The sequence below is a fragment of the Phaeobacter sp. JH20_02 genome, from assembly GCF_048056915.1.
GTDB lineage: Bacteria > Pseudomonadota > Alphaproteobacteria > Rhodobacterales > Rhodobacteraceae > Phaeobacter > Phaeobacter bryozoorum.
The window spans coordinates 237,959-263,205 of record NZ_JAYMVP010000021.1 but is presented as its reverse complement, the minus strand read 5'-3'; the positions used below and the strand labels follow the sequence as shown (position 1 = coordinate 263,205).

At 64.4% G+C, this 25,247-nt stretch carries 21 protein-coding genes; 11 read left to right on the top strand and 10 right to left on the bottom strand.

The genetic code is table 11. The features are described 5' to 3' along the window. Nucleotides 1-27: 27 nt before the first annotated feature. Nucleotides 28-3,174, bottom strand: coding sequence for a transporter substrate-binding domain-containing protein (locus VWY34_RS06830; RefSeq protein WP_416544704.1), 3,147 nt, complete (start codon nucleotides 3,172-3,174; stop codon nucleotides 28-30). Between the two features lie 263 nt (nucleotides 3,175-3,437). On the opposite strand from VWY34_RS06830, the gene VWY34_RS06825 reads away from it, so the two are divergent. Continuing rightward, nucleotides 3,438-3,845, top strand: coding sequence for a response regulator transcription factor (locus VWY34_RS06825; RefSeq protein WP_340547494.1), 408 nt, complete (start codon nucleotides 3,438-3,440; stop codon nucleotides 3,843-3,845). 51 nt (nucleotides 3,846-3,896) lie between these two features. Here VWY34_RS06825 and VWY34_RS06820 read toward each other — a convergent pair whose 3' ends face one another. From VWY34_RS06820 to VWY34_RS06810, 3 genes are all read right to left on the bottom strand, one after another. Continuing rightward, entirely contained in the window at nucleotides 3,897-4,997 is a 1,101-nt protein-coding gene (locus VWY34_RS06820; protein WP_416558541.1) for a M24 family metallopeptidase, read from the bottom strand. A 156-nt stretch (nucleotides 4,998-5,153) separates the two neighbouring features. Continuing rightward, on the bottom strand, nucleotides 5,154-6,740 hold the full coding sequence (locus tag VWY34_RS06815; RefSeq protein WP_340547492.1) for an ABC transporter substrate-binding protein: 1,587 nt from the start codon (nucleotides 6,738-6,740) through the stop codon (nucleotides 5,154-5,156). Between the two features lie 68 nt (nucleotides 6,741-6,808). Beyond that, nucleotides 6,809-7,426 carry a helix-turn-helix domain-containing protein gene (locus VWY34_RS06810; protein WP_416544702.1) on the bottom strand — a complete coding sequence of 206 codons (618 nt, stop codon included), beginning with the start codon at nucleotides 7,424-7,426 and terminating at the stop codon, nucleotides 6,809-6,811. Nucleotides 7,427-7,660: 234 nt separating this feature from the next. Between VWY34_RS06810 and VWY34_RS06805 the strand changes: the two genes are divergently transcribed. From VWY34_RS06805 to VWY34_RS06785, 5 genes are all read left to right on the top strand, one after another. Continuing rightward, entirely contained in the window at nucleotides 7,661-8,635 is a 975-nt protein-coding gene (locus VWY34_RS06805) for an ABC transporter permease (protein ID WP_416558540.1), read from the top strand. Further along, nucleotides 8,635-9,537, top strand: coding sequence for an ABC transporter permease (locus tag VWY34_RS06800; protein ID WP_416540923.1), 903 nt, complete (start codon nucleotides 8,635-8,637; stop codon nucleotides 9,535-9,537). The genes VWY34_RS06805 and VWY34_RS06800 overlap by 1 nt, the downstream gene beginning before the upstream one ends. Beyond that, nucleotides 9,534-10,382, top strand: a complete 849-nt coding sequence (locus VWY34_RS06795) for an ABC transporter ATP-binding protein (protein WP_340547489.1) — start codon at nucleotides 9,534-9,536, stop codon at nucleotides 10,380-10,382. The genes VWY34_RS06800 and VWY34_RS06795 overlap by 4 nt, the downstream gene beginning before the upstream one ends. Beyond that, nucleotides 10,379-11,125, top strand: coding sequence for an ABC transporter ATP-binding protein (locus VWY34_RS06790; protein ID WP_416544701.1), 747 nt, complete (start codon nucleotides 10,379-10,381; stop codon nucleotides 11,123-11,125). Before VWY34_RS06795 ends, VWY34_RS06790 begins: the two co-directional genes overlap by 4 nt. Before the next feature lie 63 nt (nucleotides 11,126-11,188). Then, nucleotides 11,189-11,716, top strand: a complete 528-nt coding sequence (locus VWY34_RS06785) for a GAF domain-containing protein (protein WP_416544700.1) — start codon at nucleotides 11,189-11,191, stop codon at nucleotides 11,714-11,716. Between the two features lie 199 nt (nucleotides 11,717-11,915). Here VWY34_RS06785 and VWY34_RS06780 read toward each other — a convergent pair whose 3' ends face one another. Further along, a complete protein-coding gene (locus VWY34_RS06780; protein WP_340547486.1) occupies nucleotides 11,916-12,386 on the bottom strand; it encodes a hemerythrin domain-containing protein in 471 nt (156 codons plus the stop codon). Nucleotides 12,387-12,577: 191 nt separating this feature from the next. Between VWY34_RS06780 and VWY34_RS06775 the strand changes: the two genes are divergently transcribed. The 3 genes from VWY34_RS06775 to VWY34_RS06765 all read left to right on the top strand — a co-directional run bounded on the left by VWY34_RS06775 (nucleotide 12,578) and on the right by VWY34_RS06765 (nucleotide 15,120). After that, nucleotides 12,578-13,216 (top strand): LysE family translocator, encoded by a 639-nt coding sequence (locus tag VWY34_RS06775; RefSeq protein ID WP_416544699.1) that lies wholly within the window; start codon nucleotides 12,578-12,580, stop codon nucleotides 13,214-13,216. A 162-nt stretch (nucleotides 13,217-13,378) separates the two neighbouring features. Beyond that, nucleotides 13,379-14,425 (top strand): amidoligase family protein, encoded by a 1,047-nt coding sequence (locus VWY34_RS06770; protein WP_416544698.1) that lies wholly within the window; start codon nucleotides 13,379-13,381, stop codon nucleotides 14,423-14,425. Beyond that, nucleotides 14,422-15,120: a gamma-glutamyl-gamma-aminobutyrate hydrolase family protein gene (locus tag VWY34_RS06765; protein ID WP_416543006.1), complete on the top strand. Its 699-nt coding sequence runs from the start codon at nucleotides 14,422-14,424 to the stop codon at nucleotides 15,118-15,120. The genes VWY34_RS06770 and VWY34_RS06765 overlap by 4 nt, the downstream gene beginning before the upstream one ends. Before the next feature lie 116 nt (nucleotides 15,121-15,236). Here the strand turns inward: VWY34_RS06765 and VWY34_RS06760 are convergent, their stop codons facing one another. From VWY34_RS06760 to VWY34_RS06740, 5 genes are all read right to left on the bottom strand, one after another. Next, nucleotides 15,237-17,453 carry an NADP-dependent isocitrate dehydrogenase gene (locus VWY34_RS06760; protein ID WP_416544711.1) on the bottom strand — a complete coding sequence of 739 codons (2,217 nt, stop codon included), beginning with the start codon at nucleotides 17,451-17,453 and terminating at the stop codon, nucleotides 15,237-15,239. 329 nt (nucleotides 17,454-17,782) lie between these two features. Beyond that, nucleotides 17,783-18,631, bottom strand: a complete 849-nt coding sequence (locus VWY34_RS06755; protein WP_416537557.1) for an ABC transporter permease — start codon at nucleotides 18,629-18,631, stop codon at nucleotides 17,783-17,785. Then, entirely contained in the window at nucleotides 18,624-19,391 is a 768-nt protein-coding gene (locus VWY34_RS06750) for an ABC transporter ATP-binding protein (protein ID WP_416537556.1), read from the bottom strand. Before VWY34_RS06750 ends, VWY34_RS06755 begins: the two co-directional genes overlap by 8 nt. Nucleotides 19,392-19,490: 99 nt before the next feature. Further along, complete coding sequence (locus VWY34_RS06745) at nucleotides 19,491-20,510, bottom strand: ABC transporter substrate-binding protein (RefSeq protein ID WP_416540916.1); 1,020 nt, start codon at nucleotides 20,508-20,510, stop codon at nucleotides 19,491-19,493. 98 nt (nucleotides 20,511-20,608) lie between these two features. Further along, nucleotides 20,609-21,274 (bottom strand): GntR family transcriptional regulator, encoded by a 666-nt coding sequence (locus VWY34_RS06740; RefSeq protein WP_340547478.1) that lies wholly within the window; start codon nucleotides 21,272-21,274, stop codon nucleotides 20,609-20,611. A 219-nt stretch (nucleotides 21,275-21,493) separates the two neighbouring features. On the opposite strand from VWY34_RS06740, the gene VWY34_RS06735 reads away from it, so the two are divergent. Continuing rightward, on the top strand, nucleotides 21,494-22,627 hold the full coding sequence (locus tag VWY34_RS06735) for a metallophosphoesterase family protein (RefSeq protein ID WP_416536569.1): 1,134 nt from the start codon (nucleotides 21,494-21,496) through the stop codon (nucleotides 22,625-22,627). Further along, nucleotides 22,624-25,242 carry an AAA family ATPase gene (locus VWY34_RS06730; RefSeq protein WP_416544697.1) on the top strand — a complete coding sequence of 873 codons (2,619 nt, stop codon included), beginning with the start codon at nucleotides 22,624-22,626 and terminating at the stop codon, nucleotides 25,240-25,242. Before VWY34_RS06735 ends, VWY34_RS06730 begins: the two co-directional genes overlap by 4 nt. Nucleotides 25,243-25,247 lie beyond the last annotated feature (5 nt).

The window sequence follows — 25,247 nt, the reverse complement described above, 5'->3', positions numbered from 1 at the left end:
CGGGTGGTGCTTTGCTGGGGCGGGCACTCAGGCGGTGGCGCCCCGCCCCAGTGCGGCTGCCACGGTGGCTGCCAGATCGTGCGGGTGCGAAGGTTTCTGCAGGAGCGGGGCCTCAACCGGGCCCATCTCGGCGGCGGTGAAACCGATGTAGCCCGACGTGTAGACAACCGGGACGCCCGGTCTCAGGGCGCGGATGCAGCGGGCCAGTTCAAAACCACTGATGGAGCCCGGCATCACCACATCGGTCAGCAGCAGATCAATAGACGCCTCACGCCCTGCCAGATCCAGCGCCTGCTGCGCCGATGACGTCGCAAGCACCTGATAGCCAAGCTCCTCCAGCACGCCGCTCATCATCGACAGCAGCTCGGGTTCGTCCTCCGCCAGAAGAATGGTCTCGCCATTGCCGCGGATCGCCGCCCCGTCGCTGACGGGCGCTTCACGCTCGCCCTGTTCGGTCCCGCGCGGCAGGATCATTTGCACGGTGGTGCCGATGCCGGGTTCGGAATAGATCCTGAGATCACCATTGGCATTGCGGGCAAAGCCGTAGACCATCGACAGGCCCAGCCCGGTGCCCGCAACGCTGCCTTTGGTGGTGAAGAACGGGTCGGTGCAGCGGGCCACCGTTGCCTCGTCCATGCCGGGGCCATTGTCGGTGACCGACAGTTCCACGTAGCGATAGATGCCGGGTTCTGAGCCGGGTGCGGCGCTGTTGTCATGATCGCTCTGGTCCGCGTCTAGGTCGTCGTCGGTCGAGAGCACCGCGCGGGCCGTCAGTGTGATCCTGTCACCGCGACCGCTGTGCAGTATCGCATCCCGGCTGTTCAGCACCAGATTCATCAGTGCCGTTTCCAGCTGGGCCGGATCACAATAGACCCGCAATCCGGGGTCAACCGGATCGCAGGCGAGCTGGATCCGTTCCTCGATCATGGAGCCGATCAGCTCCTCGAAATCTGCAAAAACCTCATCGACAGGTTTGGCCATGGCAAGCCCCGGCTGGCGTTTGGCAAAGGCCAGCAGCCGAGCTGTGAGCGCGCGGCCCTTGTCGATTGCGCCAGCTGCAACGTTGAGAAACCGCGCCCTGCTGTCCGGCGTCTCGGAGCTGCGCGCCAGTTCTACGGCGTAGAGCATGGAGGCCAGCAGATTGTTGAAATCATGGGCGATCCCGCCGGTGAGCTGGCCGAGGGCATCCAGCCGATTCTTGCGTTCGCTTGCCAGTCGGTTGCGTTCTTCGCGGGAAATATCGTCGATCACCAGAACCAGCGAGATACCGTGTTCCTCATTGTCCAGAACGGCGCTTGTGACGCGGACATAGCGATAGTCCTCGCTGTCGGCGTGGCGGCGCAGCAGATGGGTTTCGCCGGTCAACACATGGCCTGAGCGGGCGCGGCGGATCGGGTCGGCGCTGTCTTCAAGCGGGGTGTTGCTTTCACTGTCGAGAAAATCGATGTCCTGCGGCCAGGCGAAGGGCACCGGTTGCGAGACACCCCCCAACATGCGACGGGCGCGGCGGTTGATACGAATGATCTGGCCGTCGCGATCCAGTGCGACAATACCGCTGGTAGCGGCATTCAGTACGGTTTCCAGCTCGTCGCGGATCTCGGCCACCTCAGCGGCTTGTCTGGCCTTTTCAGCGGCGGTGCGGCGTCGGGCGCGCAATTGGCCGGTGCCAAGAATACCCAGCAGGCCCAGAACACCGCCCACAAGGCCATAGCCCAGCAGCGCAAGCCGGTCCGAGGTCCAGAACACTGCCGGTTCAAAATACTGACGGCGCAGCTCGGCGTAATCGGCGGACACCAGATATTGCGGCAGGGCCAGATCCAGCTTGTCGCGGATCTCGCCCAGACCAAAGCGCAGCGCGGCGGCGCGTTCCGTGGTCAGCAGCGCGGGGAGCGCCTCGGTTATGCTCTCAGGATCGCCCCATCGCGCCGCCGCCAGGGGCAGGGTGTCAGATTGATAGATCACCGCGTCGATCCGCCGATCCTGCAACGCCGCCAGCAGGTCCCTGGCCTCTGCCATCGCAACGATGGTCCAGCCATTGGCGGTTGCCAGCGCGATCGCGGCTGCGTTGTCTGAGCGCAGGCCGATGCGGCGCCCTTGCAAATCCTCGGGCCGCCTCAGCTCTGCGGCATCCGCCGGACGGGTAAAGACGGATTGATCCGTGGCCAGAATGGGATGGGCAAAATCCATCCTTGCAGAACGTTCGGTCGTGATGCTGGCGGCGGGCAGGATATCGTAGGTGTCCGACTGCGGCCCACGCCGCCAGTCGTCGTCGCTGATGCTGTGGAATGCCAGTTTCAGCCCGGTGCGCCCTGCCAGATCGCGTAGGGTCTCGACGCCAAAACCTGAAAAGCTGCCATCCGGTTCGATCACCTGATAGGGCGGCGCGTGGCGCACGCCGACGCGAAGCACCTCGGGGGCGGGCAGTGGAATGTCCAGAAAATACTTGCGCAGCAGATTATCTAGTCGACGGTCGCCTTCGATCCGATCTAGCGCGGCTTCGATGTCAGGCAGCAGGTCGGCACGGCTTTGATGCAGGGCGATGAACCTCTCGAACTGCCGCAAGGGCGGGTTCAGGAAGCTGACCCGGCCATCAACGGACGCCAGTTTCGCGATGTTGAAAGCGACGGGCTCCGGGATCAGCACGGCGTCAACCCGCTCTGACAGCAGCGCCATGATTGCGGCCTCGGGTGACTCGAACTCCACGGCCGTGTTGCGCGCGAGAAAGGCCTGCTCCTCCGATCCGACAGCCGGGGGCACGATGCCCACCCGCCTGCCGCTGAGCGAGGTGGTCGAGAGGGATTGCGCCTGTGCGATACGGACCATCGGGCGCAGGGTTTCACGCGAAATGCTGCGGGAAAACACATTGGTGTCACGCAGTGCGGGCAGCTGTGCAATGCCCGCGATCATATCGGTCCGCCCAGTGGCCTGTGACTCGACGAACTCGCGGCTGGTGGACAGCGGAACCAGCGTGATGCCGGTGCCGAGTTCGCCCGCGATCTCCTCGGCGAGCTCAACCAGGAACCCGGTTGCCTGCGCATCAGGATCCAGCTGCGCGAAAGGCGGGATCGGCAGCACACCGATCCGTAACGGCTCCGGGGCCTGCTGCGACCACACGGGCGGGGCTATGGCAAGAACCGCCAGCAAGGCCACGCCGCGCCAAACCTGTCTGATCATGTCTCGAACGCTCCGCCTTGCCTCTGCCCGCCTGATGCTGCCCGCCTGATATCGCCGGTCCGATGCCGTCAGGCTACCACCTGTCCGGGCGCAATGTCGGATCAAACCGACCAACAGTTGCAATCAAAACGAATTGTCGCAGCCAACACAATTGATCAATCCCGGGCTGGCCGTTAAAACCGATGCGGCATGGGAAACATCAGCAATCCGGTCGGCGTTTCGACGCAGTTATGTGGTACTGGTCCGTTTGAAAAGGGAATGCGATGGCAAATCTTCTGGTTCTCGAAGACGACGAGGTTTTTGCCGACCTGTTGCAGGTCTCGCTGGAGCGGGCCGGGCATTTCCCGATCTTCTGCGCGGACGCAACTCAGGCCATTGCTCAATACGATGAATATGACTTCGATCTGGTAATCGCCGATCTGATCGTAAAGAAAAACAACCGTGCGGTGCCGGATGGCGGCGTGATCCTGCTTGCCTTCCTGCAGGGGCGTGCCCGAGAGGGCCACAAGATCCCGCCGGTTATCTCAATGTCCGGTGCAACCAAAGCCCCGGGGCTGGAGAATCTGTTGGTCACGTCACGTGATCTTGGGGCCACGGCCTCGCTGACCAAACCCTTTGAACCAATCGAGCTGCTGTCTCTGATCGACGAGCTGCTGGAGAGCGAAGTCTGATCGGTGCCACCAGAAACCGGGGCGCCGACCGTTTTTTCGGAGCCTGATCAGTCAGCGCCGCTGCATGCTGCGGGGCATCTCTGACAGGATCTCGGCGCCATCTTCGCGCAGGATCACGATCTCCTCCAGACGCACGCCGAAACGGTCCTTGAGGTAAATCCCCGGTTCGATCGAGAACACATTGCCTGCGCGCAGCTCAACCTCCGATGTCGCGGTGATATAGGGCGGTTCATGCACGTCGATGCCCAGCCCGTGGCCGGTGCGATGCAGGAAGTGCGCCCCATAGCCGGCTGCGGCAATGGTATCGCGGGCGGCACGGTCGACCTCACTGGCGCGCACGCCGGGTTTTGCCGCCTGAACAGCTGCCTTTACCGCGGCCTCGACCACTTCGAACACCTGCTCATATTCCGTTTCCGGTGTGCCGAACCAGCCGCAGCGGGTCATGTCAGAGGGGTAGCCATTCAGACGGCATCCCGTGTCGATCAGCACAGCCATATCGCGGCTCAGCCTTGTGTCACCGGTGTGGTGATGCGGGAAGGCGCCATTGGCCCCAAAGCCGACGATGGTGAATTCCGCGCTGGCGCCATGGGCCTTGTAATATTCATGCAGGATCGCCTGCACATCCAGCTCGCTCATGCCTTCTTCGAGACGGGAGAACGCTTCGGTCACGGCAGCATCATTCAACAGATGCGCGGCCTTCAGCGCGTCATATTCTGCGGCGTCCTTCATCGCGCGCAGCAGGCCAACGGTATCATCGGTAAAGCGGCGGCTGGGCGCGTCCATCGCATCCAAAACCCGCAGGGCAAAATCGGCGCGCATGGTTTCATCCAGCACCACCGACAGGCCGCCAGCTGTAGCATCGCAGTCGCTCAGCAGCGTGGCAAGGGCCGCATCCGGGCCTTCGTCATCCGACCAGCAGCGAAATGGCAGGTCGGTTGCCGTGCGCGCGGCATCAGCATTAAGCGCCGGCATCAGAAATCCCGCATGGCTCTGGCTGACCATCAGCATCACCGGGCGTTCGTCGCCATGGGGGTTCACACCCGACAGCCACATCATATGGCTGGAGGGGCCTAGCACCACCAGATCGCTGGCGGTTTCTGTCATGCGGTGACGCAGCCGGTTCAGCCGGTCTGCATAGGGGGGCGTTGTCATCTATCTGGCTCCTGCCGCGCGCCCGGTTGTGAGGGGCGGGGCGTCTTGATTGCGGTCGACATTGGAAAAAGGGGGCCGGCTCATGTCAGCACCGGCCCCGAGCGGCCTGCCCCCGTCAGACAGGGGACAGGCCTAGGCACCAGGGGGCGCCGGGGATCAATTCTTTTCCACCAGACGGTAGAAAACAAAATCAGAGGTCGCACCGTTCACATAGCCGGAGACATCCGCGTCCATCGCCACCTGATAGGCCGCCTGGAACATGATCACGATGGGGGAGCTTTGCTGTACCTCGGCCTGCAATTCGCGGTACATCTCCAGCCGTTTTTCAGGATCTGCCTCGGTGAGGGCAGCCTTGGTCTTGGCGTTCATCTCCTCCGGCACAGCCCAGGCGTTGCGCCAGGTGGTGGTCGCCGCATAACTGTCGTCCGAGTTGTCGGAATTATAGGCAAAGGCCTTGGCGTTGGAATGCGGGTCCATGAAATCCGGGCCCCAGTAGAGCAGCATCGCCTCATGGCTGCGCTCGCGATATTTGGTGATCACCTGGCTGCCGGTGCCGGGGAGGATTTCAAAGTTGATCCCCGCGTCGGCAAAGCTGGCCTGTAGGGACTGCGCCATATCGGTAAAGGGGGCTGCGTTGATCACATCCAGCGAGACGGTGATCGGGGATTTGATCCCCGCGTCGCTGAGGATGGACTTGGCCCGCTCCGGGTCATAGCCGAACGGGGTCTCATCGTAGGAGCCGGGAAAGCCCTTGGGCCAGAACGCCTGATGGATCTCCATCTGGCCGTTGATGATGGTATCGGTCATCCCCTTGTAATCCACCAGATAGCGCGCGGCCTCCCAGACGGCCGGATCGGTCAGACTGTCGGTCTTCTGGTTGAAGGACAGGAAATGCACCGCGGCCTGCGGGTAGGTCTCCACCTTGATGGCGTCGCTGTCAAAGCCGCGGATCTGATCGGGCGTCAGGTTGCGCGCCATGTCGATATCGCCGGATTCCAGCAGCAGTTCCTGCGTCGCCGCCTCGGCCACATGGCGGATGATGACGCTCTCCATCTTCGGCGCGCCTTTGAAATAGGCGGGGTTTGCCGCCAGCCGCACCATCTGCGCCGGGCGGTAGCCCTGCAGCTTGAACGGGCCGGAGCCTGCGGCGTTTTCATTCAGCCAGCCATTGCCCATGTCGCCGTCCACGGCATTGGCCATCACCACCTCTTTGTCCACCACCGAGGCGGGGCGGGCGGCCAGTACGTTCATGACAAAGGCGGGTGAGAAATCGCCTTCGTATTTGATGGTGATGCTATTGCCATCTGCGGTGACCATCTGATCGACATTCTCCGCCGTCCAGCCCAGCTGCGCCAGAATAAAGGCGGGGGTCAGGTTCAGCTTGATCACCCGGGCAAGCGAGAACACCACGTCCTCGCTGCGCACCGGATTGCCCGAGTGGAACACCGCATCATCGCGCAGGGAAAAGCGGATGGTCTTGGCTGCCGCGTCGATGTCCCAGGCGCTGGCAAGGCCCGGCGCCAGAACGGTGGGATCCTCGGCGTCATATTGCACCAGCCGGTCGTAGAGGTTGGTCACCAGCTCGCCCGAGGTGAACTCATAGGCCTGTGCGGGGTCAATGGCGACGATATCGTCGATGTTCTGCGCCACGATCAGCGCATTGGCGGGCGTGTCTGCAACAGCGCCGCTCGCCAAGGGCAGGGCCATCACGCTGGCCAGCAAGGCGGATTTCACGAGGTTCATGTCAGTCTCCCTGTTTTGATGTCTTGTTGTTTGCCGCATCGGCTCTGCCCACTGGGGAGCGATCCGGGTCACGGCAGGTTGGGGGTATTCTTGCTGTGCAAAACGCTGAGCGTGCCGGTCCACAACAGCCGCGCGGGCTGTTCGGTCGGATTGCTCCAGGAATGTGAGGTAAGGCCGCTGTAATGCAGGCTGTCGCCGGCGGTAAGGCGGAACACCTGCCCGTCCAGCGACTGGTCGATCTCGCCCTCCAGCACATAAAGCATCTCTTCGCCCTCGTGGCTGACCTCTTCGGAGACGTATCCGGGCGGGACATGCAGGATGTAGCTGGACAGCTCCGCACCCGGAAACTGCGCGCCGAGCGCCTCATAGGTGAGTGACGATCCCGCCAGTGAAAACTGCGTGCGCGTTGCCGCCCGCGTCAGCGCATCCGACGGCTTGGGCGTGGCGATGAAATACTCCAGCCCCACCTCCAGCGCAGCGGCAATCTGCGCCAGCGTGCCCAGCGTCGGGGTGGCGTTGTCGCGCTCCACCTGGCTCAGATAGCCCACCGACACCCCGGCGGTATCACCAAGCGCCTGAAGCGTCAGCCCCATCTGCTTGCGCCGCTTGCGGATCAGCGCGCCCAGCATCGGCCCCGTGCTGTTGCGGGTCTTGGCGGGTTTGGCGGCAGGGCTGGCAGGGGTCATCGGTGGCTCTCGGTTTGGGCTTGCTTCGGGCAGCTTAAGAAAAAAATTATTGTGAAGCAAAAAAATTTTGCTATCGAGAAAAATAATATTTATGCCTGATGGTGTCGCGCCGACCGTCCGCCGATCGGATGCGGTGCGGATCGACCATGTGGAGGGCAGGATATCTTGACCAGAGCAGCACAGAGACGGCGCGCAATTCTGCGCTGGGGGCAGGGGCTTGCCGGTTTTGCCATCGTGTCGACGCTGACTTTTCTCGGGCTTCTGGCGATCACGTTTTTCATTGGCCGTGTGGTGCCGATTGATCCGGTTCTGTCCGTGGTCGGCGACCGCGCGACACAGGATCAATATGACGCGGCGCGGGTTGCCATGGGACTGGACCGGCCGCTGGTGATCCAGTTCCTATCCTATGTGGGGGATGTGTTTCAGGGCGATCTGGGGCGTTCCGTCTCCACCAACCGGCCCGTCGTGTCCGACCTCGCGCGGGTGTTTCCCGCCACGCTGGAGATGGCCACGCTGGGCATACTGATTGGTGTGATGATGGGCGTGCCCATGGGCGTCTGGGCCGCCGCGCGTCAGGGCACCTGGGTCGATCAGATCATTCGCGTCTTTGCGCTGCTGGGCTATTCGGTGCCCGCCTTCTGGCTGGGGCTGGTTGGTCTGGCGGTGTTTTATGCGGGTCTGGGCTGGGTCGCTGGACCGGGGCGGGTCGATATCTTCTATGATGGGCTGATTGAGCCGGTCACCGGCCTGTTGCTGGTGGACAGTCTGCTGGTCGGCGACACCGAGGTGTTCTGGAACGCGCTCTCGCATCTGGTGCTGCCTGCGGCCATCCTCGGGTTTTTCAGCCTCGCCTATATCGCGCGCATGACCCGCAGCTTCATGCTGGACCAGCTCAGTCAGGAGTTCATCACCACCGCCCGCGTCAAAGGCGTGCCGGAATGGAAAGTGATCTGGGTGCATGGGTTCAAACCGATCCGGGTGCCGCTGATCACGGTAATCGGCCTCTCCTATGCCGCTCTGCTGGAAGGGTCGGTGATGATTGAGACGGTGTTCAGCTGGCCCGGCATCGGCAATTACCTCACCGTGGCGCTGCTGAATGCGGATATGAACGCCGTGCTTGGCTCGACGCTGGTGATTGGCGCGGTCTTCATCTTCATCAACAAGATCTCGGATGTGCTGTACCGGGTTCTTGATCCAAGGAGCCTGTGATGCTGAGCCGCGACTGGTTGCTGGACGACTCCCCCACCACACGGACCCAGGCCACCGCAGGGCGCGCCTATCGTATGACGCTGGCGCTGATGCGCAACCCGCTGGCAGTGCTGGGGGCACTGATCATCACGATCCTTATTCTTGCAGCGGCGCTGGCGCCTTGGATCGCGCCGCATAGCCCGGTGGGGCAGGACCTGTCCTCGCGCCTGTTACCGCCTTCTGCCGCCCATTGGATGGGCACCGATGAGCTGGGGCGCGATATCTTCTCCCGCGTGGTTTACGGAGCGCGCATCACGCTGATGATCGTGGCGCTGGTGGCGGTGATCTCGGCGCCGCTGGGGCTGATCATCGGGGCGATTTCGGGCTATTTCGGCGGCTGGATCGACCGCATCCTGATGGGGATCACGGACGTCTTCCTGTCGATGCCCAAGCTGATCCTGGCGCTGGCCTTTGTTGCCGCCTTGGGGCCGGGGATCGAAAACGCGATCATCGCCATCGCGATCACCGCATGGCCTGCCTATGCCCGCATCGCACGGGCCGAGACACTGACCTTCCGCAACGCCGAATTCATCGCCGCGACGCGCCTGCTGGGGGCTTCACACAGTCGGGTCATCCTGCACCACGTGCTGCCGCTCTGTACCTCCTCGATGATCGTGCGGGTGACGCTGGATATGGCCGGGATCATTCTGACGGCGGCGGGTCTTGGGTTTCTGGGTCTGGGCGCGCAGCCGCCGCTGCCGGAATGGGGCGCGATGATCTCGCGCGGGCGGGTGTTCATTCTGGACCAATGGTGGGTGGCGACCATGCCCGGCATTGCCATCATCGTTGTCAGCCTTGGCTTCTGTTTTCTTGGTGACGGGTTGCGCGATGTGCTGGACCCCAAACAGGGGGGCAAGTCATGAGCCAATCCACGTCCACACCCCTGCTGGAGGTCGACAACCTCCGCGTCAGCTTCCCGACACCCCAGGGGCGGGTAGAGGTGGTCAAGGGGCTGAGCTTCACATTGGGCCGCGAACGCCTGGGTATCGTGGGCGAGAGCGGATCGGGCAAATCCATGACCGGCCGTGCGATCCTGCGGCTGATCCGCCGCCCGGGCCAGATGACGGCGGACCGGCTGGCGCTGGAGGGGCAGGAGCTGCAAACACTCAGCGAACGTCAGATGCGCAATATCCGCGGCGCGCGGATTTCGATGATCATGCAGGATCCGAAATTCTCGCTCAATCCGGTGATGACCATCGGCGCACAGATCGCCGAGGCGCTGGATGTCCACGAACGTCTCAGCCGCCGCGACACCCGCGCCCGCGTGCTGGAGATGCTGGAGGCGGTGCGCATCAACGACCCCGAACTGGTGGCGCAGATGTATCCGCATCAGGTCTCGGGCGGCATGGGGCAGCGGGTGATGATCGCGATGATGCTGATCCCGCGCCCGGATCTGCTGATCGCGGATGAGCCGACTTCGGCGCTGGATGTCTCGGTACAGGCGCAGGTGCTGGATCTGATCGACGATCTGGTGCGGGACAAGGGAATGGGCTTGATCCTGATCAGCCATGATCTCAATCTGGTGGCGCGCTACTGCGACCGGATCATGGTGATGAATGCCGGCCGCGTGGTCGAAAGCTGCGCCGCTGCTGATCTGCACAAGGCCAGCCACCCCTATACCCAAGGTCTGCTGGCAGCGGTGCCCCGGATGAAGGAAACCCGCGACACGCTGCCTGTGCTCGACCGGTCAAGCTGGAGTGGCACATGACAGCGATATCTCTAAGAAACCTCGATATTTCCTACGGCGACACGAGGGTGGTGCAGGGCGTCACCCTGGATGTGGCCGAGGGGGAGAGCTTTGCCCTGGTCGGCGAAAGCGGATCTGGCAAATCCACCGTGCTGAAGGCGATTGCCGGGCTTGCGCCTGACTGGACCGGCGAGATCTCGGTTCTGGGCCAGCCGCGCAGCCACGGGATTGATCGCACCTTTTCGCGAAGCTGCCAGATGGTGTTTCAGGATCCCTACGGATCATTGCACCCGCGCAAACCGGTCGACTGGGTGTTGCGGGAGCCCCTGCGGGTGCATGGCATCGGCGCGCGTGACGCCCGCGTCGCAGAGGTGCTGGCCGCTGTTGGCCTCGACCAGCGGTTCCGCTTTCGCTATCCGCATCAACTGTCCGGTGGGCAGCGCCAGCGGGTCGCGATTGCGCGGGCGCTGATGCTGGAGCCCAAGGTGATGCTCCTGGATGAGCCGACCTCGGCGCTGGATGTGTCCGTGCAGGCGGAGATCCTGAACCTGCTGAAGGCGCTGCGCCATGCGCAGGGGCTGACCTATCTGATGGTCACCCATAACCTGCCGGTTGTCAGCTTCATGTGTGACCGTATGGCGGTGATGAACAAGGGGCGCATTGTCGAGATCGCCCCGGCAGAGGCGCTGCATGACGGCGCCTTTCGCGATCCCTATACTCAGGCGCTCTATGCCGCCAGCGGTGGCGCGGAGCTGACCGTGTAACAGCTGCCGGACTGACCATCAATCACGACAGCAGACCCGACCCCATGCCAAAGGACAGACCCGATGCCCGACGATAACATGCGCAGCCGCCGAACAGACGATGCCTCCGCCGAGGCGCTGCGCCATTTCACCAACGCGCTGGCCGCCGCCACAACGGCCGAGGCGGCCTATGATGCAATCTGCGCGCTGACCAAGGCCACCGTTGGGGCAAAGCTGTTCACCGTGATGACGGTGGATATGGGCGCGATGCTGGCCTGTCGCACCTATACCGACGACAGTGTGAATTACCCGACCTCCGGCACCAAACCGATCGAGATGAACAGCTGGTTCGATATCGTCCACGGTCAGCACCGCAGTTTCGTTGCGAATACGCTGGAAGAGATCGACGCGGTGTTTCCCGACGCTGAGCTGATCGGCGCGCTGGGCTGTGGCGCGGTGATCAACCTGCCGGTTCTGCTGGAGGGGGAACTGGCCGCGACCATCAATATCCTGCACGAGCCGGGGTACTACACGCAGGCGCGGGTTGCGCAGGCGAAAGAGCTGTTGACGCTGCCCGCCATGGCAACGCTGGCGGTTGCGCGACAGCTCTGATCGCCGCTGAAGGCCGAGGCGGTCCTGCCCGCCGACCCGCAGGCTCTCATGGATAGATAACAGAGAGAGCCGCGCGGCGGCCGGCTCTCTCTTGTCGGCGGTATGATGCGCGCGGCGCCGAGAGGTCCCCGCCCGGATCTGCCTCCCTGCACCGGGCTGGACGTCGGGCTTGACGCCGGGCTGCCCGGGATCGCTGCCGTCAGTCTTCGAGGCTGTCCTCGCGTTTTTCGTCAATCAGGCCGCGTTCCTCTTCCTTGCGCTTTTGGAAACGTGTGCCATAGCCTTCGATCTCCTCATCGGAGATGATCTCCTTGGCCCGGGTAAACACCTCGTTTTCCTCTTCCTCCATGTGGTGTTCGTAGTCGTGCTTCAGCTGCTGGAACTTGCTCATCCACAGGTCGGAGGACATTTTCATCACGTTGAGCTCTTCCATCAGATCGTCGAGCTGCTGGTGCTCATGCACGGAATGGCGGGCCGCATCCTGACCCCAGGTCTGGCTGATCAGCTTTGAGTAGAAGGTTTCTTCCTCGGCGGCGGCGTGGCTTTTCACATCCTCGTAGAAGCGTTTCCAGAGGGCGCCGCGCGCCTCAACCTTGCTGTCCTCGATCGAGGCGAGCAACTCGCGGTGGGCGTCATGGTCCTGTTTGATGGCGTCATAGATGGATGGCATAGCGGCTCTCCGGTTGATTGACCTATCTGGGCTGAGCCTCCCCGCCAGGGCTCTGGCCGCCGGGAGACAGGGAAAGAACGCCGCAGCCGGGCGGAGTGTTCCCGCAGACCGCAATATTATGCGCAGGATCCGGGTCGCGACCCATGGCCGGTGCAATTAGGTCGGGATCAGCATTGCCATGTGAGGCTGATATGACCCTTGAGACGACGCTTGCCCTGCTCGTGTTTCTGTTCCCGCTGGCCTATAGCCCGGGACCGGGCAATCTGTTCTTTGCCGCCAACGGCGCGCGGTTCGGGATGCGCGCCACGATCCCGGCCACGGCCGGCTATCACATCGCCACGGCGCTGGTGACCCTCTTGATCGGATCCAGCGCCCTGCTGGCTCAGGCGGTCTCGCAGGAGGCGTTTCGATGGCTGACGCTGGCCGGGGCGGCCTATGTCCTGTGGCTGGCCTGGGGCATGTGGTGCGCCGACGGGGCGGCCTCAGGGGCACAGGCGCGACCAGCGCGCTTTGGTGATGGTGTGGTGTTGCTGCTGCTGAACCCGAAGGCCTATGTGATCATTGCGGTGATGTTCAGCCAGTTTCTGGCGCCCGCTGATCCTGCGCGCACCGCCGATGATGCAGCGCCCCTTCTTTTTTCGGGACAGCTGGGGCTGGTCATGATCATCACGCTGATCTTCACGCTGAACAATCTGGTGGCGTTTTCGATCTGGACATGGATCGGCGAGGGGCTTGCACGATGGATCTTCCGCGATGATCGGGCGCGCCGGATGAACCGGGGGTTTGCCCTGCTGCTGGCGGCTGTCGGCCTCTGGATGCTGTTGATCTGACTTCTAATCCGACGGGGCCTGTCTTGTCCCGCGGCGGATTTCGACCGATCGCCCGATCAACAAAGCAGCGTAAAAAACGTGAGAGGATCCTGCCCGCGCCCGCAGGGGTGGAACATTTTTGCATCGGTGACGTTGGGTCTGTGAGCGAGCACGGAGCCCATTATGTTGGAAAGTGATCTGAGTACCGAGGCGGGTTTTGCCTCTCCCCTTGACGGCCGGTCGGCGGGACGCGCGGATGCGCAGGACGCTGTCAAATCGCTGCCGCAGATGTCTGGGGCCCGCACCGCCGCCGATGATCGCAAGGTCGGCGTCGAGATCGAGTTCGGTGGCCTCTCCGCCGCCGAGGCGCAGGACATTGTCCAGCGCGAACTTGGCGGCGACATCCATGCGCAGGATGACACCGACGGCCCCAAGCCTCATGTCAAGAACACCCGTCTGGGCGACGTCGAGGTCTATCTGGACAGCCGCTACCGGACCGAAGTCCACGGGCTGGGCAAGGCACTTTTCTCCCTCGCGGAGCCGCTAATCCCTGTTGAAATCGTGACCCCGCCGCTGGCGCAATCGCAGCTGCCGCAGCTGGATCGGCTGTGTTCCAAACTGGCAGAGGCGGGGGCCACGGGCACGCAGGACGGCGTGCTGAACGGCTTTGGCGTACATCTGAATGTCGAAGTAGCGGATATGACGGCAGATCACATCGTCCCGGTGCTTACCGCCTTTGCTCTGCTGGATCCGGTGCTGCGCCGCAGTCCGGGCATCGACGTGTCGCGCCGGGTGCAGCCCTTTATCGCGCCCTATCCGGCGGCGCTGATTGATGCCCTCTGTGAGCACCCGCCGCAGACGATGGAGGCGCTCTGCGACCTCTATCTCGACCATGCGGCGGATAGAAACCACGCGCTGGATCTGCTGCCACTGCTGGCCGATTACGCGCCCGATCGCGTGCGCGCCGCGCTGGGCGAGGATGACAAAACCGCCGCCCGTCCGGCCTATCACTACCGTCTGCCGGATTGCCGTCTGGGGCAGCCGGGGTGGTCCATCAGCCAGGAATGGAACCGCTGGGCCGAGCTGGAACAGATCGCCCGCGACGGTCGGCTCGACCCGCTGATCAAGGCCTGGCGGAGCCGCCCGCGCAGCGAACAGCTGCTGAACCGCGAATGGGCCAAACACGCGGCCGACGTCCTGAACACCGCAGCACGAGGAGATGCCGCATGAAACCGGTCATTGCAGTTACCGTCTCGCGCCGCAGCGGCTGGCGGATCTTTCCGCTGATGGCCCTGAACATCTGGCTGGCCGGTGGCCGCGCCGTGCGCTGGCAAAGCGGCCGCGCCGCCGATCTGGCGCAGGTGGATGGTGTGGTCATCGGTGGCGGAGACGACATCGCCCCAACGCTCTACAAGGGGCAGATCATGCCGGAAGTCCGTCTGGACCCCGAGCGCGACGCGCTTGAGGCTGATATCGTGCGGCAGGCAACCCAACAGGATGTTCCGCTTCTGGGGATCTGTCGCGGGGCGCAGATGCTGAATGTAGCCCGCGGGGGCGCGCTCTATCAGGATGCCTATGCCTTTTACGGGTTGGAAAACTACAAGACAGTGCTCCCCCGCAAGAAGGTCACGATCACCAACAACAGCACACTGCGGCGTATCCTCGGGGTGCCTGAGCTGAAGGTCAACGCGCTGCACAGTCAGTCGGTCAGCAGCCTCGGGCAGGGGCTGCGTGTCACCGGGCGCGATCAGTCCGGCATGGTGCAGGCGATCGAGGATCCGGGCCGTCGGTTTGCAGTCGGGGTGCAGTGGCATCCTGAGCATCTGTTCTACCAGCCCGCCCATCTGAACCTCTTTCGCGCGCTGGTCGAGGCGGCGAGATCCAAACGCGACGACCCGGTCGAAGCGCTGGACATGGCCGGCTGATCGGCCCTGACACTTTCCCCGAGGCTTTGCAGTCTGAACGAAAAAAACGCCCGGATCACTCCGGGCGTTTTCTATGGTCTAGGGGCAGCATGTCGCCCGAACACGCCGATGCGTGATCAGCCGATAATGCCGTTCAGCGTGGCGCTGGGGCGCATGACGGCGGCGGTTCTCACCGGATCGGTGTGGAAATAGCCGCCCAGATCAACCGCCTTGCCCTGAACCTCGGCCAGCTCCGACAGGATCTGCTCTTCCTTGGCCGCCAGCTCTGCGGCGATGGGCGCGAAATGCGCGGCCAGTTCGGCGTCATCCCCCTGCGCGGCCAGCGCTTCGGCCCAGTAGCGGGCAAACCAGTAGTGGCTGGCGCGGTTGTCCGGCTCACCCACCTTGCGCGAGGGCGAGCGGTTGTGATCCAGAATGCCCTGCGTCGCCGCCTCGGCAGCGGCACCCAGCACGCCAGCCTTGGCGTTGCCCTTGCTGTCGGCGAGGAAGTTCAGCGATTCACCCAGAGCACAGAATTCGCCCATCGAGTCCCAGCGCAGGTGGTTTTCCTCAACCAGCTGCTGCACGTGCTTGGGCGCAGAGCCGCCGGCCCCGGTTTCAAACAACCCGCCACCGTTCATCAGCTTCACAATCGACAGCATCTTGGCCGAGGTGCCCAGCTCCAGGATCGGGAACAGGTCGGTCAGATAGTCGCGCAGCACGTTGCCGGTGATGGCGATGCTGTCCTTGCCTGCGGTGATGGTTTCAAGGCTCTGGCGGGTGGCTTCGCGCGGCGCCATGATCTGGAACTTATCGGCCACGCCAGCTGCGTTCAGCACGGGCTGCACGTATTTGATCAGCTCGGCGTCATGGGCGCGGTTGGCGTCCAGCCAGAAAATCGCCTCGGAGCCGGTCAGCCGCTGACGGTCCATCGCCAGCTGGATCCAGTTTTCGATCGGGGCCTTTTTCACGGTGCAGGCGCGCCAGATATCACCGGCCTCGACCTCGTGCGAATGCAGCGTCTCGCCATTTGCCAGCACGATACGGATGGTGCCATCTGCGGCCGCTTCGAAGGTGGTCGGGTGCGAGCCGTATTCCTCAGCCTTCTGCGCCATCAGACCGACGTTGGCGACGGAGCCTGCGGTGGTCACGTCGAGCGCACCATTGGCTTTGAAGAAATTGATGCTCTCGTCATAGACGGTGGAATAGCAGCGGTCGGGGATCACGCAGTTGGTGTCGCCCTTGTTGCCCGCTTCGTCCCAGCCCTTGCCACCGGCACGGATCACCGCAGGCATGGAGGCGTCGATGATCACATCGGAGGGCACATGCAGGTTGGTGATGCCCTTGTCGCTGTCCACCATATACATGGACGGACGGTCCAGCGCGGCGATCTCTGCCTTGATCGCATCGCCATTGGGCAGGCCGTCGATGGTTGCCAGAACCGCACCAAGGCCCGAGTTCGCCGAGCCACCAGCCGCTTCGATTTCAGCGCCGTATTTGTCCCAGACCGGGCCCAGCCATGCCTTCACCGCGTGGCCAAAGATGATCGGGTCGGAGACCTTCATCATGGTGGCTTTCATGTGCAGCGAGAACATGGTGCCATCGGATTTGGTGTCTTCAATCGCATCCGTCAGGAAGGACGACAGCGCCTTGGCCGACATGAAGGTTGCATCGGCAACGGTGCCCTCTTCCAGCGGCCAGCTGTCCTTCAGCACGGTAACGGCGCCGTCCTTGCCGACAAACTCGATCTTCGCGGTCCCGGCCTGCGCGGCGGAGATGGTGGCGGAGACTTCGTTGGCGTAGAAATCATTGCCCGGCATCGAGGAGACTTTGGTCTTGCTGTCAGCAGACCATTTGCCCATCGAATGCGGGTTGTTCTGGGCAAAGTTCTTCACCGCGCGGGCGGCGCGACGGTCCGAGTTGCCTTCGCGCAGCACCGGGTTCACAGCCGAGCCCTTGATGGTGTCATAGCGCGCGCGGATCTCTTTTTGCGCATCGGTCACCGGGTCCGCCGGATAGTCGGGGATATCGAACCCCTGCGCCTGCAACTCGGCAATCGCGGCGGTCAGCTGCGGCACCGAGGCCGAGATATTCGGCAGCTTGATGACATTGGCTTCGGGGGTCTTCACCAGCTCGCCCAGTTCGGCCAGATCGTTGCTCTGACGCTGGGTGTCGCTCAGCGCTTCGGGGAAGGTCGCAAGGATGCGGCCCGCCAGCGAAATGTCCTTGGTCCCGACGGAGACGCCCGCCGCATTCGCAAAGCTGCGGATGATCGGCAACAGAGAGGCGCTGGCCAGCTCGGGGGCTTCGTCTACGATGGTATACAAAATGTCGGGGGTCGAATTTTCTGCCATATTCCACAACCTTTTTTCAGCGATATCGGAAACTTGGGTGAGCGGTCGGCGCTGCACCTGATGGACGGGGTGCTGCTGCCCGGTGAGGATGCGGCGGGCGGTCATCTTGGGTCAGAACTGGTCTGACAGACCGGCAGCCCGCAAGGACAACAGCCATTCATATGGCCCCCGTGTAAATCAGGTCGCGCGCGGGTGCAATTGCCGGCATGGGCTTTGTGAGGCGCAGATTGCCGCGCTTTTGAGATTATTGGCGCGTTTTGGCGCCATTGGCCTCGATTCTATGCGATTGCGACAGGCAGGGGCGGGTCACATGCGCGACTCGGTCGCGCTCAGCTGCGCCAGCGCAGCAGGTGGCGTTCGATCAGCCCGATCAGGCTGCTGACCAGCACCCCCAGCACCGACAGGATCGCCACACCGGCAAACAGCCGCTCCAGATCATAGAGCGACCCGGCCTCCAGAATATACGCACCAATGCCATGCTCCGCCCCCAACATTTCAGCGGCCACCAGCAGGATGATGGCAATCGCCAAGCTGATGCGCAGGCCGGACAGGATACCGGGCATCGCGCCCGGCAGCACGATCTTGCGGACAATCGACAGCCACGACAGGTTGAAACTCTGCCCCATGCGGATCAGCGAGCGGTCGACATTGTCCACCGCGCCATAGGTGGCCACGACGGTGGGCGTAAAGGTGCCAAAGGCGATCAGCGCATATTTGGACCCTTCATCAATGCCGAACCAGATCACAAACAGCGGCAAAAGTGCGATCTTCGGGATCGGAAATAGCGCCGCCACCAAGGGCACCAGCCCCGCGCGCACATAGGAAAACAGCCCGATCATCAGCCCGACGCCAATACCGACGCTGGCCCCCAAGGCCGCGCCCACGACCAATCGCGACAGCGAGACGCTGACGTGGGTCCACAGCAGGCCGGTGGCATAGAGCTCCTGCAACGTCGCCAGCACATCGCTGGGGCGCGGCAGGGTGAGGTTGGAAATCCAGCCCTGACGGGTGCCAAGTTCGGCCAGAAGCAACAGCAGCACAAAGACCAGTCCGCCCACCCAGCGCCCGCCGCGAGGGGCAAAGCCGCCGCCGCGAAACTGAACCGGGCGGATCGCCGGTGTTGCGGGGGTGCCCGCCGTCTTGCCGGGCTGCGCCCCGGCCAATTGGGTGTCAGACATTCATCAGCTCCGCATCCGCCGCCCGCGCCTCGTCACGCATCAGCTGCCACAGGTATTTCTGTTTCTGTTCAAGCTCAGCATCGCCAAACTCGCGCTCGGCCAGCGGTGTGTCCAGTTCCACGATCTCGCGGATCTGGCCGGGACGGCGGGACAAGACCACGATGGCATGACCCAGCCGCACCGCTTCGGCCAGATTATGGGTCACATAGACGGCGGTGAAGGGCGTGCGCGTCCACAGCGCCACCAGATCATCCATCAGCAGTTCGCGGGTCTGGCTGTCCAGCGCCGACAGCGGCTCATCCATCAGCATCACTGCCGGGTTCACGGCAAGCGCCCGTGCTATTGCCACCCGCTGTTTCATCCCGCCCGACAGCTGCTTGGGCAGCGCCTCGGCAAAATCACCCAGCTTGGTGCGCGCCAGAACATCGTCAATGATCCGTGCCGCTGCCGCGCCGCGAATGCCGTGATCCTCCAGCACCAGGCTGATATTGCCCCGGACCGTGCGCCAGGGCAGCAGGGCAAAATCCTGAAACACATAAGTCAGCGGATTAAGACTGCCCTCGGGCGGCTGCCCCACCTGCAGGACCTCGCCTTGGCTAGGGCGTTCCAACCCGCCGATGAACCGCAGGAGGGTGGATTTGCCACAGCCGGAGGGGCCGACGATACAGACGATCTTGCCGCTGGGGATCTCCAGCGTGATGTCCCGTAGGACCGGGATGTCGTCATAGGCATGACCCACCCCGGACAGGCGAATATCCATAGTCTTGCTCCGCGCATGAGAGGGCCGGGGCAGGCCGCCCCGGCGCTGGTGCCGGTCTGGGTCACCGGCACAGTCAGTTGTGCGTCACCGGTCCGGTGATCAGCCGATGGTGTCGACGTAGCTGGAGTCGATGATCGTCTCCAGCGTGATATCGGCATCCACCAGCTTTTCGGCCTGGAACCACGCCAGCTGATCCGCCAGCGATCTGGTGTTCATCGCCGCCCCTTCGTTCAGACGCATGGTGCCATTGATGATCGACTTGGCGGCCTTCTCGCGGGGGCGATCTGCGTAGACATATTTGTGGATCAGATCGACCATCTGGTCGACGCCTGCATCACCGCTGGCCCGGTCGATCATGGTGGCGTTGTAATCGGAGACACCGCGGCTGTAGGCGCTCAGGAAATCGCGGGTCATCTGCTGCTCGCCGCTGGCATTGCTGGCCGAGGTAAACACCGTCGTCACCTGATAGTCGGGCAGATAGTCCGCCACATCACCGATGATATGCACAGCGCCCGATCCTGCCAGCGGCTTGGCGATATGAGGCACGATGGACCAGGCATCAATCTGCCCTGATTTCAGCGCGCCGATGATCGCACCGACCTTTTGCAGCGGCTTGAAGGACAGCGAGACACCTTCCTTCTGCGCCATCCGCGACCCCATATAGTGGAACGAGGAACCGGCGGTGGTCATGCCAAAGCTCTTGCCGTCCAGCGCCGCCGGGCTGGTGACCCCGGCCTGATAGGCGGCGTCGGAGACCAGAATCTTCTGCCCGTCGATACCCGGCTCCTCCGACAAGGCGCCACCGATCACCTTGATTGCACCGCGATCGGCCAGCGAGATCAGCCCGCCCGACATCGCGGTGATCGCATAATCCACATCGCCCGAGGCAATCGCCACCGACATCGGCGAGGCCGCCTGGAAAAACCGCAGCTCCACGTCAAGGCCCGCATCAGCGAAATATCCGCGCTCCTGCGCGATGAAGCTGGCTGAATGGCTGGTAAAGCGCAGCGCCCCCAGCACGATCTTGCGATTGCTTGCCAGCGCCGGTGTCGCCAGCCCCGCAGCTGCGGCAGCACCGCCAAGTGCTGCAAGCGTGCGGCGGCGTGTCCAATTGGTCATCTCTCAAATCCTCCCTCTTATGTTGGTGTCCCATCGGGTCGGTCAGGCCCGCTGATATCTAGTCTCGGTTTCCGGCGCGCGTTGACCGCAGCCCGCTGTTAGCCGCCCATATCGCCGGTCACATAGATCTCCAGCGCCGCGATGGCGGCCTCGGTATTGCGGGCCAGCACAGCCTCGACCAGCACCTGCTGCTGCCGGGCGCGGGTGGCAAAATCGAGCCGCCCCTCGCGCAGTTGCGCCAGTCGGAACCGGCGGGACTGATCGTAGAATTTCAGCTGCATATCCGACAGCCGGGGCGATTGCGCGGCCTCCACCAGCACCGCGGCAAAGTTCCGGCAGGCCATGTCCCAATCCAGCGCCAGCGCGTCATTGGCCTCCTCAACCAGCGCTTCCTCGGTGCGGCGCAGCGCGTGATGCGCCGCCAGAACCCGGCCCTCCCACTGGACGTTGCCGCGCTCCAACCCCATCCTCAGGCCCAGCCGTTCCACCTCCAGTCGCATGAACAGAATGTCCCGCAGATCATCCTCGGTCGCCGAGGTGACGCGAAAACCGCGCTGGGCGGTGGCCTCCACCAGCCCCTCGGCACTGAGCATCCGCAGGGTCTCGCGCATCGAATGGTTGGAGCCGCCATAGCTCTGGCGCAGCGCTTCGATCTTCAGCTTCTGGTCCGGGCGCAGCACGCCAAAGGAAATATCCCGCCGCAGCGCTGCCGCCAGCACGGCGACAACCGTATCTTCCTCCGAGCGGGGGCGCCGACCAAACATGCTTTGATCCCTATTTTGGAAAATCTCCAATATTTTTGCCGGTTGATTGCGGTTCTGTCAATCCTTCTGCCCGCCGCGTGGCTGCCCGCCGCCAGCCTGCCGACCGCCCGACACCTGCCCTGAGCCCGCCGTGCAGACCCGCGTTGACGCCCCGGCGCGGCTCTGTCACTTCTGCACGTCACTCACCTGTGAAGCCCACCACCAGAGGACCCATTCCGCATGACCAGCCTGCGCCTGCTGCACACCTCCGATCTGCACCTAGGCAAACGCTTTGGCCAGTTCGACGAGGAAACCCGCGCCGCGCTGCAACAGGCCCGGCAGGGGATCCTGCCCCGGCTGGCGCAGACGGCGGCAGAGCAGGGCGCGGAACATGTGCTGATTGCGGGGGATCTCTTTGACACCGAAACCCCCTCGGCGCGGGTGATCCGGCAGGCGCTGGCCGCGATGGCCGCCGCCGAGCCGGTGCAGTGGTGGATCATCCCCGGCAATCACGACAGCGGCGCGGCCGAGCCGCTCTGGGCGGAGATGGCGCGCCATGCGCCGGACAATGTCCATCTGCTGATGCAGCCCGACCCGGTCGAGATGGCTCCCGGTGCCACGCTGTTGCCCGCCCCCTGTCAGCATCGTTTTGCCGGTCAGGACCGCACCATCTGGATGGAGAGCGCCGAGACGCCCGAGGGCCACCTGCGCATCGGGCTGGCCCATGGCGCAGTGCTCGATTTCGACCGCGACCAGAACGGTGCCGAGACCATCGCCACCACCCGCGCCAGCAGCGCGCGGCTGGATTATCTGGCGCTTGGCGACTGGCATGGCGATTTTACCCTCAATGCCCATAGCCGCTATCCCGGCACGCCGGAACGGGACCGCTTCAAACATCCGGGCCGCGGCAGCTGCCTGCTGGTGGATCTGCCGGGGCCGGGTCAGCCACCACAGCTGCGCCAGATCGAGATCGGCCAGTACCACTGGCAGGAGCTGGCGCTGGATCTGGCTCCGGGGCAGGATATCACCGCCCTGATCAGGGCCGCGCTGCCCGCCGACCCGCCGGACTGGCCCGACTGTCTGATCCGCCTGCGCGCGCGGGGCTGGGTCACCGCCGATCAGCATATGCAGCTGCGGCGTTTCGTGGCCGAGCAGGCCCCGGCCTTCTGCCATCTCAGCCTCGACGAGGAGGCGCTGCGGATCGAACACCGGGCCGAGGATCTGGACCAGATCGCCACCGCCGGCGCGCTGCGGGTCGCCGCCGAAACCCTGATGGCGGAAAGCCGGAACAGCGCGCTGGCGCAGGACGACCGCGACGTGGCCGCAGCGGCGCTGAACCGGCTTTATGCGGCGGTGCAGGAGGGCGCGGAATGAAGCTGACGGCCCTTCGCCTGACCAATGTGCGCCGCTTTGTCGATCCGGTTGAAATCACCGGCATCGGCCCCGGTCTCAACCTGCTGAGCGCGCCTAATGAGCAGGGCAAATCCACCATCTTCGACGCGCTTCAGGCGCTGTTTTTCAAGGACGCGAAATCCTGGGACAAGGACGTGCGCGCGCTGGCCCCCTATGCCGGCGGCGACCCGGAGGTGGAGGTCGAGCTGACCCATCAGGGCAGCCACTACCGCATCGCCAAGACCTTTACCAAAGCCTCCGGCAAGGGCACCGCGCGGATCTGGCGGGAGGGCGCGCTGCTGCATCAGGCCGATGCCGCCGAGGCCTGGCTGCGCGACCTCATTGCACCGCCAAAGGACGGCCCGGTGGGGATGCTCTGGCTGCGACAGGGGCTGACCGATTTTGCCGATGCCAAGGACACGCTGGAGGCGCGACGCGATCTGATGTCCTCGCTCAGCGGCAAGGTCGAGGCGGTGACCGGCGGTCAGCAGATGGAGAGCCTGCGCCGCCGCCTGCGCGCCGATCTGGACCGGATGGTGACCAGTCGCGGTGCCCGCAAGGGCGGCCCGCTGGCCGAGGCCGAGGCCCGCGTGGCGGCGTTGGCTGAACAGCGCGACACTCTGGCAGGGCAGGTCGCCGATCTGCGCCAGCTGCTGGACCAGCGCCAGCTCCTGCGCCGCGAACAGGCCGATCTCTCCGCACCACAGGAAACCGCAGCCCGCCAGTCCCGGTTGAAAGCTGCCGAAGCCGCGCTGGTCGCCGCCAAGCGACACCGAGAGCAATGCGAACAGGCTCGCCGCGCGCTTGATCTGGCGCTGTCGCGCCGCGACGGGCAGGCGGCGCGGATCGAAACCCAGACGGCGCGCCTCGCGGATCATGCCCGCGCCAGCAAGGCGCTTGCGCAGGCAACGGAGCGGCGGGAGGACGCCGCCCGCACCGCCGAACAGGCCGCCGCACAGTTGAAATCCGCCGAACTCGCCGCCGCCAAGGCGCGCGATGCCGTTGCCGCGATCCGCAAATCCATCGCCACCGCCCTGCGCGCCGAGGCTGCGCAGCAGGCTCAATTGCGCCGTGCCGAGCTGACCGAGCGTCTGGCCCAGTTCGATGCGCTAGAGGCAGATCTGGTGGGTGATCGCCAGCTGGCCAAGGAGGCTGTCACAGCCGCCGCGATGGCCCGGCTGGAAGATCTGGCACAGTCGGTTGCTCTGGCCCGCCACGCCCGCGCCGCCTCCGCTGCCGCACTCAGCGTTGCCTATCTGCCCGGCGCCGAGGCGCGGTTGAGCCTTGACGGTGAACCGCTGCATGAGGGGGCAGAGGTGGCCCTGCCCGATGGCGGCAGGCTGGAGATACCGGGCCTTGCCACCGTGACCCTGCATCCCGCGCGCGGCAGCGATAGTGGCGCATTGTCCGAGGCCGAAACCGCCCTGGCGCGGGCTCTGGCCGACCAGGGTTTCGAAACGCTGGAACAGGCCCGCAGGGCGCATCATGCCCGCAGTGCCGCAACGGCCCGCCTGAAAGAGGGCGAGGCCACCCAGCGGGCGCTTGCGCCGGAGGGGCGCGAAGCGCTGGTCGCGGCGATCGCAGCCTTGCCGGTTGGGTCGGATGGGCAGGCCGATGCGGAGGGCGAGGCCGAGCCGGACCGGGCCGACCTGGACGCGGCGCAGGCCGGGGCCGAGGCTGGCGAACTGGCCGCAGATGCCACACTTGCACAGCGCCGCACCGAGGAGGCCGCCGCTCAGAAAGAGGCCCATGGCGCGCTGGCCCATGCCGAGGCTGCCGAGGCCGAGCTGGCCCGCGCCACCGTGGCGCTGGGAGATGCCGAGGCGGCCACGGCAGAGCTGGCAACCCTCCGCTCCGGGCTGCCCGCGCTGGAGCAGGCCGTGGCCGAGGCCCGCGCCGAAGAGGCCCGCCTGACCGCCGAGGCCCCGGATCTGGAACAGGCTCAGGCGGCCTGCCAGCGTGCCCGTTCGGTGGTCGAGACGGCGCAGGCTCGCCTGCAGGCGCTGGCGCGCGATCTGGCGGTTCTGGACGCGCGTGTCAGCGCCCATGCCAGCCACGCGGTGGAGGAAGAACTGGCCGAGGTCACCGATCAGCTGGCGGTTGCCGAAACCACGCTGGCGGCGCTGCATTTCGAAGTGGCCACCCTGCGCCGTCTGGATCAGGCGCTGGAAGCCGCGCAGGCAGGCGCGCAGGCGCAATATCTGGGGCCGTTGATGGCCGAGCTGACGCCGCTGCTGCGTAGGCTCTGGCCGGAGGCACAGGTGCAGGTTGATGCCGACAGCGTGCTGCCCAGCCAGCTGGCGCGCGGCGCCACAGAGGAGCAGCTGACCCAGCTCTCCGGTGGCACACAGGAACAATTGGCGCTGATGGTGCGGCTGGCCTTTGCCCGGCTCCTGGCGAAATCCGGGCGCGGCATCCCGGTCATTCTGGATGATGCGCTGGCCTATACCGACGATGCCCGCATCGAGGCGCTGTTTGACGCGCTGACACTACAGGCCAATGATCTGCAAATTCTGGTGTTTTCCTGCCGTCAGAAGAGCTTTCGCGAACTGGGCGGCACCAGCCTTGCGATCCGCCCCGCCGACCGCCGCGACTGACGGGC

Bases quoted from the DNA above. Each gene is read 5' to 3' on its own strand.
- VWY34_RS06830 (WP_416544704.1), bottom strand. From the start codon at position 3,174: ATGATCAGACAGGTTTGGCGCGGCGTGGCCTTGCTGGCGGTTCTTGCC.
- VWY34_RS06825 (WP_340547494.1), top strand. From the start codon at position 3,438: ATGGCAAATCTTCTGGTTCTCGAAGACGACGAGGTTTTTGCCGACCTG.
- VWY34_RS06820 (WP_416558541.1), bottom strand. From the start codon at position 4,997: ATGACAACGCCCCCCTATGCAGACCGGCTGAACCGGCTGCGTCACCGC.
- VWY34_RS06815 (WP_340547492.1), bottom strand. From the start codon at position 6,740: ATGAACCTCGTGAAATCCGCCTTGCTGGCCAGCGTGATGGCCCTGCCC.
- VWY34_RS06810 (WP_416544702.1), bottom strand. From the start codon at position 7,426: ATGACCCCTGCCAGCCCTGCCGCCAAACCCGCCAAGACCCGCAACAGC.
- VWY34_RS06800 (WP_416540923.1), top strand. From the start codon at position 8,635: ATGCTGAGCCGCGACTGGTTGCTGGACGACTCCCCCACCACACGGACC.
- VWY34_RS06795 (WP_340547489.1), top strand. From the start codon at position 9,534: ATGAGCCAATCCACGTCCACACCCCTGCTGGAGGTCGACAACCTCCGC.
- VWY34_RS06790 (WP_416544701.1), top strand. From the start codon at position 10,379: ATGACAGCGATATCTCTAAGAAACCTCGATATTTCCTACGGCGACACG.
- VWY34_RS06785 (WP_416544700.1), top strand. From the start codon at position 11,189: ATGCCCGACGATAACATGCGCAGCCGCCGAACAGACGATGCCTCCGCC.
- VWY34_RS06780 (WP_340547486.1), bottom strand. From the start codon at position 12,386: ATGCCATCCATCTATGACGCCATCAAACAGGACCATGACGCCCACCGC.
- VWY34_RS06775 (WP_416544699.1), top strand. From the start codon at position 12,578: ATGACCCTTGAGACGACGCTTGCCCTGCTCGTGTTTCTGTTCCCGCTG.
- VWY34_RS06770 (WP_416544698.1), top strand. From the start codon at position 13,379: ATGTTGGAAAGTGATCTGAGTACCGAGGCGGGTTTTGCCTCTCCCCTT.
- VWY34_RS06765 (WP_416543006.1), top strand. From the start codon at position 14,422: ATGAAACCGGTCATTGCAGTTACCGTCTCGCGCCGCAGCGGCTGGCGG.
- VWY34_RS06760 (WP_416544711.1), bottom strand. From the start codon at position 17,453: ATGGCAGAAAATTCGACCCCCGACATTTTGTATACCATCGTAGACGAA.
- VWY34_RS06755 (WP_416537557.1), bottom strand. From the start codon at position 18,631: ATGTCTGACACCCAATTGGCCGGGGCGCAGCCCGGCAAGACGGCGGGC.
- VWY34_RS06750 (WP_416537556.1), bottom strand. From the start codon at position 19,391: ATGGATATTCGCCTGTCCGGGGTGGGTCATGCCTATGACGACATCCCG.
- VWY34_RS06745 (WP_416540916.1), bottom strand. From the start codon at position 20,510: ATGACCAATTGGACACGCCGCCGCACGCTTGCAGCACTTGGCGGTGCT.
- VWY34_RS06740 (WP_340547478.1), bottom strand. From the start codon at position 21,274: ATGTTTGGTCGGCGCCCCCGCTCGGAGGAAGATACGGTTGTCGCCGTG.
- VWY34_RS06735 (WP_416536569.1), top strand. From the start codon at position 21,494: ATGACCAGCCTGCGCCTGCTGCACACCTCCGATCTGCACCTAGGCAAA.
- VWY34_RS06730 (WP_416544697.1), top strand. From the start codon at position 22,624: ATGAAGCTGACGGCCCTTCGCCTGACCAATGTGCGCCGCTTTGTCGAT.